The organism is Streptomyces sp. NPDC004111 (assembly GCF_042874215.1).
In the GTDB taxonomy this organism is placed as follows: Bacteria; Actinomycetota; Actinomycetes; order Streptomycetales; family Streptomycetaceae; genus Streptomyces.
The window spans coordinates 23,212-37,568 of the sequence record NZ_JBIAMU010000001.1; the positions used below are offsets into that span (position 1 = coordinate 23,212).

12 protein-coding genes and 1 pseudogene are annotated in these 14,357 nt (G+C 70.7%); 7 read left to right on the plus strand and 6 right to left on the minus strand.

Features of this window, described 5'->3' with window-relative positions:
- Positions 1 to 37: 37 nt before the first annotated feature.
- From alaS to ACFYVL_RS00120, 4 genes are all read right to left on the minus strand, one after another.
- On the minus strand, positions 38 to 2,695 hold the full coding sequence (gene alaS, locus ACFYVL_RS00105; protein ID WP_389240105.1) for an alanine--tRNA ligase: 2,658 nt from the start codon (positions 2,693 to 2,695) through the stop codon (positions 38 to 40).
- A gap of 32 nt (positions 2,696 to 2,727) precedes the next feature.
- Positions 2,728 to 3,300, minus strand: a complete 573-nt coding sequence (locus tag ACFYVL_RS00110; RefSeq protein WP_389240107.1) for a GNAT family N-acetyltransferase — start codon at positions 3,298 to 3,300, stop codon at positions 2,728 to 2,730.
- Positions 3,297 to 4,355 carry a tRNA (adenosine(37)-N6)-threonylcarbamoyltransferase complex transferase subunit TsaD gene (gene tsaD / locus ACFYVL_RS00115; protein ID WP_389241283.1) on the minus strand — a complete coding sequence of 353 codons (1,059 nt, stop codon included), beginning with the start codon at positions 4,353 to 4,355 and terminating at the stop codon, positions 3,297 to 3,299. The genes ACFYVL_RS00110 and tsaD overlap by 4 nt, the downstream gene beginning before the upstream one ends.
- A gap of 213 nt (positions 4,356 to 4,568) precedes the next feature.
- Positions 4,569 to 4,727 carry a hypothetical protein gene (locus ACFYVL_RS00120; RefSeq protein ID WP_389240108.1) on the minus strand — a complete coding sequence of 53 codons (159 nt, stop codon included), beginning with the start codon at positions 4,725 to 4,727 and terminating at the stop codon, positions 4,569 to 4,571.
- A 360-nt stretch (positions 4,728 to 5,087) separates the two neighbouring features.
- Between ACFYVL_RS00120 and ACFYVL_RS00125 the strand changes: the two genes are divergently transcribed.
- From ACFYVL_RS00125 to ACFYVL_RS00150, 6 genes are all read left to right on the plus strand, one after another.
- Positions 5,088 to 5,948 (plus strand): alpha/beta fold hydrolase, encoded by an 861-nt coding sequence (locus ACFYVL_RS00125; protein WP_389241284.1) that lies wholly within the window; start codon positions 5,088 to 5,090, stop codon positions 5,946 to 5,948.
- A 44-nt stretch (positions 5,949 to 5,992) separates the two neighbouring features.
- Positions 5,993 to 6,151: a hypothetical protein gene (locus ACFYVL_RS00130; RefSeq protein ID WP_389240110.1), complete on the plus strand. Its 159-nt coding sequence runs from the start codon at positions 5,993 to 5,995 to the stop codon at positions 6,149 to 6,151.
- Positions 6,152 to 6,198: 47 nt separating this feature from the next.
- Complete coding sequence (locus tag ACFYVL_RS00135; RefSeq protein ID WP_389240111.1) at positions 6,199 to 6,840, plus strand: response regulator; 642 nt, start codon at positions 6,199 to 6,201, stop codon at positions 6,838 to 6,840.
- A gap of 120 nt (positions 6,841 to 6,960) precedes the next feature.
- Complete coding sequence (locus tag ACFYVL_RS00140; RefSeq protein ID WP_389240113.1) at positions 6,961 to 7,758, plus strand: ABC transporter ATP-binding protein; 798 nt, start codon at positions 6,961 to 6,963, stop codon at positions 7,756 to 7,758.
- Positions 7,752 to 9,089 (plus strand): FtsX-like permease family protein, encoded by a 1,338-nt coding sequence (locus ACFYVL_RS00145; RefSeq protein ID WP_389240115.1) that lies wholly within the window; start codon positions 7,752 to 7,754, stop codon positions 9,087 to 9,089. The genes ACFYVL_RS00140 and ACFYVL_RS00145 overlap by 7 nt, the downstream gene beginning before the upstream one ends.
- A complete protein-coding gene (locus ACFYVL_RS00150; RefSeq protein ID WP_389240117.1) occupies positions 9,086 to 10,432 on the plus strand; it encodes a sensor histidine kinase in 1,347 nt (448 codons plus the stop codon). The genes ACFYVL_RS00145 and ACFYVL_RS00150 overlap by 4 nt, the downstream gene beginning before the upstream one ends.
- Before the next feature lie 159 nt (positions 10,433 to 10,591).
- On the opposite strand, the gene ACFYVL_RS00155 is transcribed toward ACFYVL_RS00150, so the two are convergent.
- On the minus strand, positions 10,592 to 11,398 hold the full coding sequence (locus tag ACFYVL_RS00155; protein WP_389240118.1) for a DUF6415 family natural product biosynthesis protein: 807 nt from the start codon (positions 11,396 to 11,398) through the stop codon (positions 10,592 to 10,594).
- Between the two features lie 975 nt (positions 11,399 to 12,373).
- Between ACFYVL_RS00155 and ACFYVL_RS00160 the strand changes: the two genes are divergently transcribed.
- Positions 12,374 to 12,871, plus strand: a complete 498-nt coding sequence (locus ACFYVL_RS00160; protein WP_389240121.1) for a hypothetical protein — start codon at positions 12,374 to 12,376, stop codon at positions 12,869 to 12,871.
- Positions 12,872 to 13,106: 235 nt separating this feature from the next.
- Here the strand turns inward: ACFYVL_RS00160 and ACFYVL_RS00165 are convergent.
- Positions 13,107 to 14,330: pseudogene (locus ACFYVL_RS00165) on the minus strand (IS1380 family transposase); the annotation flags it as partial.
- Between the last annotated feature and the right edge of the window lie 27 nt (positions 14,331 to 14,357).

The following is a 14,357-nucleotide window of genomic DNA, read 5'->3' on the forward strand; positions in this document are numbered from 1 at the left end:
CCAGGGCACAGGGGCACACGCTCTGCACGATCGCCCTCTACAGGTGCGCCGCGATCAGGTCCGGCAGCGCCGCGAGGGCCCTGGTGAGGTCGGCTGCCGGGACGCCGCCGCCTTGCGCGACCTCGGCCGAACCGCCGCCGCGCCCGCCCAACAGCGCCTTGACCAGAGGGCCCGCTTCAAAGCCTGCGTCGCGGGCGGGGCTGTTGAGGGCGAGGACCACGGCGGCCTTGTCGCCGGTGGCGGTCCCGACCGCGACGACGCCGGCTCTGTCACCGGGCAGGCGGTCGCGTACGGCGAGCGCGAGAGCACGGGCGTCGTCGGGGCCGCCGTCTGCGTCGGCGGTGACGACCAGGGTGCCGTTCACGTCGATGGCTCGGCCTGCCAGGTCGGCGGCTCGGACAGTGGTGGCCTGCTGCTTGAGACGGGTGTTCTCCCGGTCGGCGGCCTTGAGCCGGTCCAGGAGGCCGGCGACACGTTCGGTGAGTTCGGCACGCGGGGCACCGAGCTGTTCGGCGATCCGGGCGACGAGGTCGCGTTCACGGGCCAGGTAGCCGAAACCTTCGATGCCGACCGCGGCTTCCAGGCGGCGCATGCCCGCTCCGACCGATCCCTCGACGGTGAGCGCGACCGTCCCGATCTGGGAGGCGTGTTCCACGTGGGTGCCGCCGCACAGTTCGCGTGACCAGGCCCCGCCGATCTCGACGACGCGCACCTTCTCCCCGTACGTCTCGTCGAACAGGGCCAGTGCCCCGAGTTCCTTGGCCTCGGGCAAGGTCATCCACTGGACGGCGACCGGCAGGTCGCGGCGCAGCGCGCGGTTGGCGGCTTCTTCGATCTCGCTGCGGAGGGTGGTGGAGAGGCCGCCGCGCCACGGAAAGTCGAGGCGGAGGTAGCCGGGCCGGTTGTAGGAGCCGGCCTGGAGGGCGGTGGGGCCGAGCACTTCGCGCAGGGCGGCGTGCAGGACATGGGTGCCGGAGTGGGCCTGGCGGGCGCCGAGCCGCCATTCGGCGTCGACGGCCGCGTGCACGGTGTCGTCCGTCGCCAGCTCGCCGGCCGTGATGCGCACCTGGTGTGCGACGAGTCCGGGCAACGGGCGCTGCACGTCGAGGACTTCGGCCACCGCCGAAGTGCCGGACAGGAGTCCGGCGTCACTGTCCTGGCCGCCGGACTCGGCGTAGAACGGTGTCCGGTCCAGGACCACGGTGACGAGGTCCCCGGTACGGGCAACCGGGACCGGACCGGCGGGTCCGAGGAGCGCGAGGACCCGGGATTCGGTCTCCAGGGTGGCCCAGGCCCGCCAGTCGGTGGGCCCGTGCGCGTCGAGGACGGCGCGCAGGGCCGTAGTGTCGACGGTCCCGCCGGCCTTGCGGGCGCGGGCGTCGGCGCGGGCCCGCTCACGCTGGGCGTTCATCAGGGCGGTGAAGCCCTCGCGGTCGACCTCGACCCCCTGCTCGGCGGCCATCTCCAGGGTGAGGTCGATGGGGAAGCCGTAGGTGTCGTGCAGCAGGAACGCCTCCGCGCCGGGGAGCAAGCGGCCTCCGCCGGCCTTGACCTGGGTGACGGCCGTGTCGAGGACGGTGGTGCCCTGCTTCAGCGTGGACCGGAAGGCGTCCTCTTCGGCACCGGCCTGGTCGGTGATCCGTGCGAACGAGTCCGCGACCTCGGGGTAGCTCGGCGCCATGCAGTCCCGGGCCACCGGCAGGAGCTCGGCCAGCGCCAGGTCCTCGTAGCCCAGCAGCCGCATGGAGCGCACAGCGCGGCGCAGGATTCGGCGCAGCACGTAACCACGGCCCTCGTTGCCCGGGGCGGTGCCGTCGGCCAGCAGCATCATGGCGGTGCGTACGTGGTCGGCGACGACCCTCAGCCGAACGTCGGCCTCCGCGTCGGCACCGTACCGAACGCCGGCGAGGTCGGCGGCCCGCTGCAGGACCGGGCGGGTCTCGTCGATCTCGTAGAGGTTGTCGACGCCCTGGAGAAGGGTGGCCATGCGCTCCAGGCCCATGCCGGTGTCGATGTTGCGGCGCGGAAGCTCACCGAGGATGGGGTAGCCGGTCTTGCCGGTGCCCGCGCCGCGCTCGTACTGCATGAAGACGAGGTTCCAGAACTCCATGTAGCGGTCCTCGTCGACCGCCGGCCCGCCCTCACGGCCGAGAGCCGGCCCGCGGTCGTAGTACAGCTCCGAGCAGGGCCCGCAGGGGCCGGGGACGCCCATGGACCAGAAGTTGTCCTCGTCGCCGCGCTCCACGATCCGCTCCTCGGGCAGGCCCGCGACCCGTCGCCAGATGCCGCGGGCGTCCGTGTCGGAGTGGTGGACGGTCACCCAGATCCTGTCCGGGTCCAGGCCGTAGCCGCCGTCGGACTGGGCTGTGGTGGACAGGTCCCAGGCGTGGGCGATGGCCTCTTCCTTGAAGTAGTCCCCGAAGGAGAAGTTGCCGTTCATCTGGAAGAACGAACCGTGGCGGGTGGTCTTCCCGACCTCCTCGATGTCCAGGGTCCGTACGCACTTCTGCACGCTGGCCGCCCGCGCCCACGGGGCGGGCACCTCCCCGGTGAAGTACGGCTTGAACGGCACCATGCCCGCGTTGACGAACAGCAGCGTCGGGTCCGGGGTGGGCAGCGGGGCGCTGGGGACGACCGTGTGGCCGCGCTCGGCGAAGTGGTGGAGGAATCGGCTGCGGATCTCTGAGGTGCGCAAGGGCTTGATACTCCGGTCGGTCGGGTGGGAAGTCAGAGGGCAAGAGGGACAGCTGTGCGGGCCGGATGCCGGGGGCCGAGAAGGACGGTGTGGCCGGCCCCCTCGGGAGCGGGGTGGGTGGCCTGCACCCAGCCCTGGCGCCGGTAGAAGGAGAGCGCGTGGACGGCTCCTACCGGGGTCGACAGCCAGCACCGTCCGTCGGACGCGCCGTCGGTCACCGCTTCCAGCAGTGCGGACCCGGTGCCCCGGTGACGCGCCGCGGCGGTGACGGCGAGCTCGTCGACCTCCCGGGCCCCGCACAGCCACGCCTTGGTGCGCTCGGGGCCCAGAGCGGCGCCGGCCTGCGGATAGCAGCGGCCCGGTGGAAGACGTGCGGGTGTCGTCCAGGCCGTCGCGAACCCGACCACCGACCCCGCCTCGAAGGCCACGGCCGCCGTGAAGCCGGGCCTCAGGACGTCGTCCTGCAGCCGGGCAAGGAAACCGCCCGCATCACCGGCCCCCTGCCAGGGCGGCCCCGTGAACGCCTCCTCGTACACCCGGCCCACAGACGCGCGCAGCCCGAGCAGGTCCGCCCCCGAAACGCTGGTCACCGTCAGGGCGTTCATGACGCTCTCGCCGCAGTGCGGGCGACCGGGTGCAGTGCCGCGTACTCCAGCGGGGCCGACGGGTCGATGGACATGTCCAGCTGCGCCGGTGCCGAACCAGCGCGCACCAGGAGGTCTCCGACGGCGGCGATCATCGCGCCGTTGTCGGTGCACAAGGTCATCGGCGGCACCCGCAGTTCGATACCGGCCGCCGCGCAGCGTTCCTCCGCCAGGGCCCGCACCCGCGAGTTCGCGGCGACACCGCCCACCACGACCAGGGTCGTGACGTCGTACTCCCGGCAGGCGGAGAGCGCCTTGCGGGTCAGGACGTCGGCGACGGCCTCCTGGAGGGAAGCGGCGCCGTCGGCGAGAGGAATCTCCTCACCACGCAGGCCGTGCTGCTCTGCCCAGCGGGCGGCAGCTGTCTTCAGCCCGGAGAAGGAGAACGCGTAGGGAGCATCACCCGGGCGAGTGAGGGGGCGCGGGAAGGCCACCGCCCGGCCGTTCCCGCCCCGGGCGGCGCGGTCGATCGCGGGCCCGCCCGGATAGGGGAGCCCGAAGACCCGGGCGACCTTGTCGAAGCACTCACCCGCGGCGTCGTCGACGGTGTCCCCCAGGTGGAGGATCGGATCCCGAACGAGGTCCCGCACGAACAGCAGCGAGGTGTGGCCGCCCGAGACGATCAGCACCATGCACGGATTCGGCAGCGGCCCGTGCTCCAGGGTGTCCGCGGCGACGTGCCCGGCGAGGTGGTGCACCCCGTACAACGGGATACCCGCCGAATAGGCCAGCGCCTTCGCACCGGAGAGTCCCACCTGGAGCGCGCCGGACAGCCCTGGGCCCGTGGTGACGGCGACGGCATCGAGGTCCTTGAGCCGCAGCCCCGCCTGGTCCAGGGCTTCCCGTACGACGGGGTTGAAGGCGTGCAGGTGCGCGCGGGCCGCGATCTCCGGCACCACCCCGCCGAACCGGGCGTGCTCGTCCATGCTCGACGCCACCACGTGCGCCAGGAGCCGCCCGCCGGACACGATCCCGGCCCCCGTCTCGTCACAGGACGACTCGATTCCCAGCACCACGGGAGACCCCACGGCAACTCCATTCGCACATAATCAGTAGTTGCAACCTATGTGCAATAAGGTACGCCGGTGGAGTGGCGCCCCGGGTCGGCGAGGCAGTAGCGGTTCCCTTCGATGCACATCAGCACCTGCTCGCCGGTGGACCCCTGCTCGTCGAACGAGGGCGCACAGGGGAAACTGGCTGCCGGTGAGCAGCCGCCACAGGGAGGCCGACTACACCTCGCGCAGGTCTCCGTCGAAGACGAGTCGGGTGAACCGCTGCGCGCAGTAGGTCTCGGCGGGGCGGCCTACCGCCCCGCAGGCAAGCCGGGCAGTGCTTCGTCCGGGGGCGATGAACATCCACAGCGGGAAGAACCCTCGGACCCGCAGCATCCCGACAATGGCCGAACGGGTCAGGGAATCCGCGACCGGTGGATAACGTTCTGTCCCCCTGAGCATGAGGCCCTGGAGGGTGTGCGCCGCGGAACGGCGCGGCCCGACCGGCCTGTTCTGGTCCACCGCCAACGCGTCGTCGCCCACCCGTTGTAGGCAGGCCCCGGCAAGGTACGGCGCTCCAAAACCCCGAGGAGCCCCTGCTCCCGCGGAACGCCCGTCACTACGGATTAGGACCGTGGGGGCCGTACCCGACCGCCCGCATCAACCGGTTCGGCAAGTATGGGCTCTGTCCCAGACATGGGCGTTACCTTTCGGCGCCGCCTCGGTGGCACCGGTAGATTCTCCGCGGTGACCTTGATGGAGACGCAGGACCTCACGCCGATGACCGACGGGGCGCAGTTGCGTTGGACGGCGCTGGGGGACACAACTCGCCGGCCGGCCGTGGTCATGCTCCATGGCGGCCCGGGTCTGCCGGGCTATCTGGGCGATGTCGCCGCCACGGTCGCGGACCTTGCGCCTGTGTACCGGTACGACCAGCGCGGCACGGGCCAATCCCCGTGGCAGGGGCGTCATTCCGTCGCCCGGCATGTCGATGATCTCGTCGAGCTGCTCGACGCATGGGACGTGCTCCAGGCGGTGCTGATCGGGCACTCCTACGGCACCGACCTGGCGAGCCGGTTCTGCCTGGCACACCCTGGCCGGGTTGCCGCGATGCTGCTGATGTGCGGGCCGTTCGTCGGTGACTGGCGGGCCGGGGACCGGGCGGAGCGCGAGCGCCGTATGTCCGCGGCGCAGCGGGAGCGGCTGCGCGCGCTGGAGAACCTGCTGGATCGCACGGAGGAGCAGGAAGTCGAGTTGCTCACGCTGGCCTGGTTCACCGACCACGCCGATCCCGAACGCGGGTGGCACTGGGCCGCGCGGGAGGCCCGGCGGCGTCGCCCCGTCAACTGGGCCATGAACCGCGAGCTCGGTAGGGAAGGACGCGCGGACCCGCTCGATGATCATCTGGCCGAGCTGCGCGCGTGCCTGCCCGCGCGGACGGAACTCCTCGGCGCGGCCGGCGATCCCCGCCCTGTGTCGGCTCTTGAATCCCTCGCGCTCCGGCTCGATCTCCCACTGACGCGGATCGAAGGCGCTGGGCACGAGCCCTGGCTGGAGCAGCCCGGCACCGTGCGCGCGCACCTTCGACGATTCGTACAGGGCACGGTGGGCGCATAGTGCTTCGGTCCGGTTCCCCACCAGCCTCCAGGTGAGATGCTGACGTGCTCCTGCCGGACCGCGCCACGCACGACAGCACGGAGAGCACCGTCGCGCTGATGCCGGTCGAGTCGTCATACCCGAAGCTCGTCGGCGGTCTGGGAACCTGGCGCTTCCGGCAGCCGCTTCACCACCTGCGGAACGCCGTCTGGCCTGCTGGTTGAATGAAAGCTCGGTGGAGGACGGCTGAGGGGTGGAGTGGGCGTTGCGAGTGGTCATTGCCGAGGATTCGGTCATTCTCCGAGAAGGCATGGTGGAGTTGCTGACCGCGCGTGGCTGCGAGGTCGTCGCCGCCACGGGTGATGCGGACGGATTGGTGTCGGCGGTGGCCGAGCATCTTCCCGACGTCGCCGTGGTGGATATCCGAATGCCTCCTACCCACACCGATGAGGGGATCCACGCCGCAGTTCAACTCCGCGCGGACTACCCGGGATTGGGGGTGCTGGTCTTCTCCCAGCATGCCGATACGTCCTGGGCGGCCCGGCTGCTGGCGGGTGAGGCGGTGGGCGTCGGTTACCTGCTGAAGGAGCGGGTGTCCGCAACAGCCGACTTCGTCGATGCGCTGCGGCGGGTCGCGGCCGGTGGGGTGGTGCTCGATCCGATCATCGTGAGTCGGTTGCTGAACAGCGGGAAGCGGCCGCTCGACCGGTTGACCGCCCGGGAGCGGGAGGTGGTGGATCTGATGGCTCAGGGGCACTCGAACCGTTCCATCGCCGGGCTGCTCGTCATCTCCGAGCGTGCGGTGGAGAAGCACGTGGCTTCCGTGTTCGCGAAGTTCGACCTGCCCGCGACCGACGCGGACAACCGAAGGGTGAAGGCCGTGGTGGCCTACTTGCAGGAGGTCGGGCCCTAGGGTGCGGCCGGTGGCTGTTGTCCTTTGCCTTCTCCCTCGCAGGAGGGGGCGGATATCCGAACCCCCAGGACGGGCGGTACCCCCGTGGTCCACGGAGGTCGTTCAGCCAAGAATTGAGACATGTCAACGAGCACCGAAGTTCCCGCCCTCCCCCCGCACGCGCCGAGCCTGCCCTTGCAGGGGCCCCCACGATCGGGGCTGAGGCTTCGCGCCGAGGATCTGCGGCGTTCCTACGGCTGTGGCCGTGACGCCGTCCACGCGTTGCGCGGCGTCGACGTTGTCTTCGCGGAGGCCAGCTTCACCGCGGTGATGGGCCCGTCCGGGTCGGGCAAGTCGACGCTGCTGCAGTGCGTCGCGGGCATGGACCGGCCGACTTCCGGAACGGTCCACTGGGGGCCCACGGAGATAAACGGGCTGTCCGAGCGGCGGCTGGCGCAGTTGAGGCGGTCGGACGCAGGTTTCGTCTTCCAGTCGTACAACCTGATGCCCGCGATGACGGTCGAGCAGAACGTGGCGCTTCCTGCCCGGCTCGCCGGTGAGCGGGTCGACCGGACGGCAGTGGCCCAAGCACTCTCCCAGGTGGGGCTCGGCGGTCGGGGCAAGGAGCGGCCGGGGCGGCTCTCCGGTGGCCAGCAGCAGCGGGTGGCGGTGGCGCGGGCGCTGTACGCCCGGCCGCGGGTCCTGTTCGCGGACGAGCCGACCGGTGCCCTCGACCGGGAGACCGGGCTGCGAGTGCTGCGGTTGCTGCGTGCGGGTGTCGAGCAGGAGGGGCGTACGTGTGTGATGGTGACGCACGATCCCGTGGCGGCGAGTTTCGCGGACCGGGTGGTGTTCCTTTCCGACGGAGTGCTGGTCGAGGATCTGGTGCGCCCTTGTGCCGCCTCGATCGCGCGGCAGCTGGGTGGGGCGGCATGCTGAGATTCGCGCTCGGGGGGCTTCGGGCCAGGCCCGCCTCCTTCGTGGGTTTGGCCGTGGCGTTGCTGCTGGCCGTCGCCGTGATCTCCCTGTTTGGTTCGCTCGTCCTGACGGCGGTCAGCGGGGGTGGTGACGAGCGGTTGGGGATGATCGGGGGTGCGTTCGGCGAGATCGCGATACTGATGGCGTTGTTCGTAGTGGCCAACACCTTGTCGTTCTCGGTGCGGCAGCAGGCTGGGGAGATGCTGCTGCTGCGGACCAGCGGTGCGACGCCGGTACAGGTCAAACGGCTGATCCGGTACGAGGTGCTGCTGGTGACGCTTCTCGTGTCGCCGCCCGGGTGGCTGCTCGGCGGCTGGGGTGCACGGTGGTTTCTGGGCGAACTGGTCGCACGGGATCTCGCCCCGGCGGGCGCCCTGGTCTCGTGGTCGCCGTGGCCCTTGCTGGCCGGCACGGTGGTGACGTTGCTCGTCGGGGCCGGTGCGTCGAAGACCGCCGCCCGCCGGACGGTCGCCGGCAGGCCTTCCGCGGCGATGTCGCAGTCGGCCGGGGCCGACCGACTGGGCCGACTGCGAGGGCTCGCCGGCGTGCTCGTACTCGGCGGGAGCGTACCCCTCCTGGTTGCCACTGCCCGTCAGCCAGCGGACAAGGCGGCACAGCTGGCGCTGCTGGGGTCGCTGCTCTGCATGATCGCGGTGGGGCTGCTCGGTCCCGTTCTGGCGCGGCCGGCCGTGGCCCTGCTCGCTGTGCCGATGCGGCTGGGGGGTGCCCGGCACCGGGGTGACGGCGGGGGCGCCCTCGCCGCGGAGAACCTGCGGGGAAACGCCCGCCGGCTGTCGTCAGCGCTGGTCCCGATCGCACTGCTGGTCGGGCTCTCGACCACCTTCGCCGCCATCACCGGAACCCTTGAGCGCGTGGCCCCGGCCGGGACGTACGCCGAGAGCGACGTCTGGCTGCGTGGCATGGAGCTCGCCATGCTGGCCGGTTTCGGTGCGGTGGCCACGGTGAACACGCTCGCTTCACTGACCGTCGCGAGGCGGCGCGAGTACGCCCTGCTCGCCCTGACCGGGGCGACACGACGGCAGCTGATGAGGATGCTCGGCAGCGAGGCAGTGCTGACCGCCTGCGCGGGAGTACTGCTCGGGCTACTGGTCGCGGCGCCCGCGAGCATCGCCTTCGCGTGGGCCGTCACGGGCAGCGCGCTGCCCACGGTGCCGCTCCTGTCGTTCGGTCCTGTGGTCCTCGGGGCGGTGGCGCTGAGCCTGCTGACCGTCCTCGTCACCGGTGTGCGGGCCACATCCCGCATGAACGTCACTGCGGCGAACGCACAATGACGAGTTCTCGCATCGGCGGCGCGAGCGTCCCGGCACGTACGGGCGGCGCGCCCGGCAGCTCCCGCCGCCCGCTGCTGCGGGCCGCCGGGTTCGTCGTCGCCGGCCTCCCGCTCTCCCTCCTGGGAACCGCCTACGTTCTGCTCATCCTGTACATCGGCGGCCTGCTCTCACTCACACTGATCGGGCTGCCGCTGCTCGCACTGGGCCTGCAAGGAGCACGTCGCCTCACCCGGGTCCATCTGCGGCTGCTGCGGGCGCTGCTCGGTGAGGAGGTCGAAAGCCCCGCGCCCCCTGGGGCCGAAGGTGTGATCGCCTGGGTCCGCGGCAGTCTGTCCGACATCACCGCCTGGCGCAGCGTGCTCTATCTGCTGCTCCGGCTCCCGCTCGACCTGCTCGGCTTCGTGGCGGCGCTCGGCCTGCCGCTGTTCGGCGTCTGGTCGGCGGTGTGGGCGTTGGCCAGCGGCCAGCCGTGGTGGTTCGCGCTCACCACCGTCCTGGTCGCGCCGGCCACCCTGGCCCTCGCTCCGGTGGCCGTCCGGGCACTGGCGCGGCTGCACCGGTCGCTGGCTCGCGCTCTGCTCGGCCCCACCGCTTCCCAGCTGCGGGTACGGACCCTGGAATGGGCGCGCGGCGCGGCCCTGGCCGAGAGCGACCGCGGCCTGCGCCAGGTCGAACGCGACCTGCACGACGGCACCCAGGCCCAACTCGTCGCCCTCGCGATGACGTTGTCCCTGACCGCCGACGCGCTGGCCGACGGCGCACGCGAAGCCACAGGCGACGCGCCGGCCGACGGCGTACGCGAAGCCACAGGCGACGCGCCGGCCGACGGCATACGGGGAACAGCCGGTGCCGCGCTCTTCGACCGGCCACGCACTCTCGTCGCCCGAGCCCGCGCGCAGACCGACGACGCCATCGCCGAGCTCCGCCGCCTCATCGACGGGATCAGCCCCGCCGCCCTCGACCGCGGGCTCCTCGACGCGCTGCCACAGTTGACGGGCCGGGCCGGGGTGCCCACCACCCTGACGGTGGACCTGCCGCAGCAACCGGACCCGGCCATCGAGCGCGTCGCATACTTCTGCGTGGCCGAGTTGCTGACCAACGTCGCCAAACACAGCGGGGCAGACCGGGCGTCGGTGGACGTCCGCCTCGCGAGCAAGAGGCTCGGAGGGAAGAAGCTGCGGATCACGGTCCACGACAACGGCATCGGCGGCGCCGGGTTCGGCAAGGGCAGTGGCTTGTCGGGGTTGCGGGAGCGACTGGCGGCGGTCGACGGCACTGTCAGCCTGGACAGCCCGGGCACCGGGACGACCTCCGTCGTTCTGGAAATGCCCCTCCACATCTGACGGGACCACGGCCCGAACGGGGTGGCCAGGAGTCAGCGGCGCGGCTCGGGCAGGACACGCGGATCGCAGATCTCGATACCGGGGGGGCGGAGAAGACCGCCCCGCGGAGACGGCCCGTCGCGGTGCGCTGACCGGCCGGAAGAACACACTGATCAGCGATCAGCGTGGGCCGGGGCGCGGGCGGCGGCCCGGTTCGTGCGGCAGGGCAAGGTGGAGTGCGAGCAGCTGCTCGCAGGCGTGGGCCAGATCGCGCAGCCGGAGCGCGGCGGCGCCCGGACGGTCGTCGGCCGGGGTGGTGTGCAGGGTGTGGCGGGCGGCGTCGTAGTCGGCATTGTGCTGGTCCCAGCGGGTGGTGCCGCGGTCCATCGTGTTCAGGCGAGGCAGCACCTCGGCCAGGAGGAGGGCGAGGTGCCCGCGCAGCAGGTGCGCCAGCAGCAGCATCTCCTGCGCTTGGGGCGGGCGGGCAGCAAGGGCACGCTGCGCACACGTGATCGTGGTGTTCATGCCGGTGATGTCCAGGGCCAGGTGCTGGGCGGAGGGGTCGTTCGCCGCGGCGAAGTGGTGCGGGGTCATGTCCTCTGTACCTGTTCTGGCCGGGATCCGGACGCACCCGGCCCGCGCCGTGAACTCTTCGTCCTGCCTCTGCAATTGCCCGCTCTCCCAGGGGCCCTCGCCGGCGGCGCTCCGGGAGTTGCCCCGGTTCCGCTGGCGGGTGGGTCTGAGGAGACCGTGTTCAGTTGTCGTCCCAGCTTGCCGGGTTCCGGGCGAGGCGGGCGGCGAGCTGTGGGAGGGGGTGTTGGTGCTCAACGCGCGGGCCCGCATCAGCAGCAGGGCGTCGGGCACCGGCACGCCGAGGTGTTCCCCGAGCGCGCTTGCGGCCCGGTGGGCACTGCCCCAGTGCGAACCGATGACCTCCCGCGGTACCCGCAGCCGGTCCCCGTTCCCGGCGAGCAGCGTGCTGTTCATGTCTTCCAGGAGGCGGGCCGCTGCCCGGACGGCCGGCCTCGCCCCAACGCTGCTGCAGCCCACAGGCTTCATGCAGAACTTCCTGGCGTCGGAGGCGTTCATCCCGGACAGCAGCCTGATCAGCTCCCACGGTGCTACACCCGCGGGTCACATCGGCTGCCGCGACATCGCAGCCTGCGCTGCCGCCCCGCCGGCAGGGACGGCAACCGGGGCGGACCGCGTGCGCTGCGTGCCGTTGCCTGTCGCCGCTCTCGCTTCCGCGATGATCTCCCCGGGGGACGCCACGCTGAATCGCCGAGGACCTCGCCCACCTCGCCTAGGAAGTCGCCGCGGGATCCCAGGCCACCGCCACGACCACTGCCCAGGACCTCGTCGGCCGCCCGCGACGCACGTTCGACGACTTCCTCGCCAACCCGCCACCACTGCGCGGCGCCGCACCCCAGCCTGGCAAGCCTGCCTGGCGGCGCCACTTGCTCGGCAGCCGTGAGGGTGCCCGAACTGACTGGGGAGTGGCACGGAGGGAGTCCTGGGCGAAGCCGCCGCTTTCCGTCGCCCCACGCTCTGAGCGAGCAGGGAGCCAGGGGCCGGGCCGGGACCGAAACACGCGCACGCAGACCCGATCGGAAGCCAAGGACGTGGTTCTGCTCGCCGTCCGCCATCCTCGTCCTTGAGGACAAGCCGGTCGCGAGGGCGCCGGCAACGCGCGGACGAAAGGGGCTGGCCGGAAAGACCTACCGAAGCGCACGGGAATTCCGAATTCCATCCATCGCCTGTATCGGTGCACCCAATCGCCACTTCACTTCCCCTCACCCCGCCGCTCGATCCCGTTTCGCCGCACAATGCCAGCCACGAGTATCGCTGCCACTTGACGATGGACAAGCCCGGTGTAACGCTTTGGGTGAACAAAGGGCAATAGAACCGGGGTTGACCAGGAATAGCCAATGTGAAGCGTCAGTGAGAGGAAGGAGTTTCGGAATGGCCCAGAATAGGGAAACGCCCAACGTTCACCTGCCTGCTTTCGGGATCGCCCCACGGAGCGCTGACGAGGAAGCGGCAGACAGGGGTATCTCAGCTCAGGCGCTCGGAGGAGTCGGCCTCGGCGAGGGGTGGGCAGACCTACCCAACGGAACTTTCGCGACGGAAGATCCAGCGGACCTGATCGACTACCGAGTCGAAAAGAAGGCTGTCTCTGATGCTGTCGTAGAGTTCACTCTGTTCATCGGCCACACGAGTAGTGGATGGGCCAAGGCCATCATTATGCCCGATGGTCTTGGGAGCCAATGGGAGATTCGGGCTCAGGGGCGAGGAGCTTCGGCGTCAAACGGCCTTTGGGCGCATCAGGTCAAGCACGGCCAGGTCCTCACTTTCCGCAAGCCCAAAGGGTTCGGAATCTGGCATGACGTCATCCAGATCGGCTTCCTTGGCGCTTTGGATCCGGGCGATCGTGTCGTATTCACATGGCGGCACGATTAACGAGCTGGTGCGTGTTACGGGTTGCCGTCGGACAAGTGCTGATCAGATGAGAGAGAAGAGAGCTGCCAGGACGGCTCGTTGGCTTCCGACCACACTCTGGGCTCTCCCGACCACACTCTGGGCTGCTGATTTGCTCCTCTGCCGGCAACAGGGTACCCACGCGGGACACACAGGAGGGTCCCGAAGAGGCCCTGCAGGAACCTTCTCCGAACTACTGGTGAAGCGGCCATGCCCGTTAACCTCGATCTTTCGTGACGGTCCGTCGGTTTGCCCGGCGGGCCGTTTCGGCTGTTTGGGCTGGTGGTGGGCGCGTTGATGGCCCGGCTGTCGCGTCGGGTGGGCGGCGGGGCTCCCACCTGCGGGTTTCACCGGTCAGGGCGAGCATGGGCATCCATGCCAACAGGTCGAGGGCGATCTGGACGATCTCCAGCCAGATCTGGTTCTGCGCGGTGTCGTGCAGGGGCAGGTTGCGCAGGCCGGTGGCGCGGGCGGCCCGGATACGGTCCTCGGCCCGGGCCCGCCGGCGGTGCCGCAGTTCGAGTGCGGCGATGGGGACGCCGGTGGTGTTGGTGGCGAACGCGGTCAGCCGCAGGCCGTCGGCGTCGGTGATCCGCAACTGGGCGCCGGAGTGCGGCCGTTCCTTCCGTACGATCAGCCGCATCCCCCTCGGCCAGCCCTTGAGGCAGTCGCCGGCGATCTCGGCGACCCAGGCCCCGTCCCGGATCTCGCCACCGGGCTCGACCGCTGCCGTCCAGGCAGGGGCGGGGACTTTGAGTACGGCCTGGTGAATCTGATCGGTGATGGTCATGCCGACCGAGTACGACAGCCATCGTCCGCGCTGGAGGAGCCAGGCTGTGAACTCATGCGTTCCGCCCCCGGAGTCGGTACGGATCAGTGTCCGGCGTCCGCGCCGGTACTTCTTCGGCAGTTGGGCCAGGGCGAGTTGGGTGGTAGTGATGTGGTCGGCGGCGGTGTTGCTGCCCGCGTTGCCGGGCCTGAGCAGGCCGGCCACGGGTTCCCCGCTCCCGCCGCTTCCGTGGTCGACGAAGGCCGTCAAAGGGTGGTGTCCGAAGGTCTTCTTCCAGGTCGCGGCGGCGTCCTGCTTCTCGGAGTGGGCCAGCACGAGCGCCCCGTCCAGGTCCACGATCACCTGCCCTGAGACGTACGGGCCCGCGTTCTTGGCCACTTTCCAGACGCGCTCCCGCGTTTCGGCCCGAGTGGCCCGTATCGCGGACAGGGCCTTCGGCCCAGCCGCGGCAAGGGTGTCGATGAGGCGGGAGACGGTCGGGTCGGAGGCCACCGGCCCGAACACGGCCGGCTCGGCCCGCAGCATCCCGACGTCAGCCAAACAGTCCCCGCCCAGCAGGATCTTGCCCGGATCGTGCACCGCCCTCGGACGTCGCCAGGGCGTCAGCGCCTTCGATATCGCCTGGTGCACGGATAGGACCCGATACGCTTCTTCACCTCGGAAGTGCCTCCGGCTGGT

What these genes read in the sequence shown, in the direction of transcription:
- ACFYVL_RS00110 (WP_389240107.1), bottom strand. Translation starts at nt 3,300, where the DNA reads ATGAACGCCCTGACGGTGACCAGCGTTTCGGGGGCGGACCTGCTCGGG.
- ACFYVL_RS00120 (WP_389240108.1), bottom strand. Translation starts at nt 4,727, where the DNA reads ATGCTGCGGGTCCGAGGGTTCTTCCCGCTGTGGATGTTCATCGCCCCC.
- ACFYVL_RS00125 (WP_389241284.1), top strand. Translation starts at nt 5,088, where the DNA reads ATGGAGACGCAGGACCTCACGCCGATGACCGACGGGGCGCAGTTGCGT.
- ACFYVL_RS00140 (WP_389240113.1), top strand. Translation starts at nt 6,961, where the DNA reads ATGTCAACGAGCACCGAAGTTCCCGCCCTCCCCCCGCACGCGCCGAGC.
- ACFYVL_RS00145 (WP_389240115.1), top strand. Translation starts at nt 7,752, where the DNA reads ATGCTGAGATTCGCGCTCGGGGGGCTTCGGGCCAGGCCCGCCTCCTTC.
- ACFYVL_RS00150 (WP_389240117.1), top strand. Translation starts at nt 9,086, where the DNA reads ATGACGAGTTCTCGCATCGGCGGCGCGAGCGTCCCGGCACGTACGGGC.
- ACFYVL_RS00155 (WP_389240118.1), bottom strand. Translation starts at nt 11,398, where the DNA reads ATGAACAGCACGCTGCTCGCCGGGAACGGGGACCGGCTGCGGGTACCG.
- ACFYVL_RS00160 (WP_389240121.1), top strand. Translation starts at nt 12,374, where the DNA reads ATGGCCCAGAATAGGGAAACGCCCAACGTTCACCTGCCTGCTTTCGGG.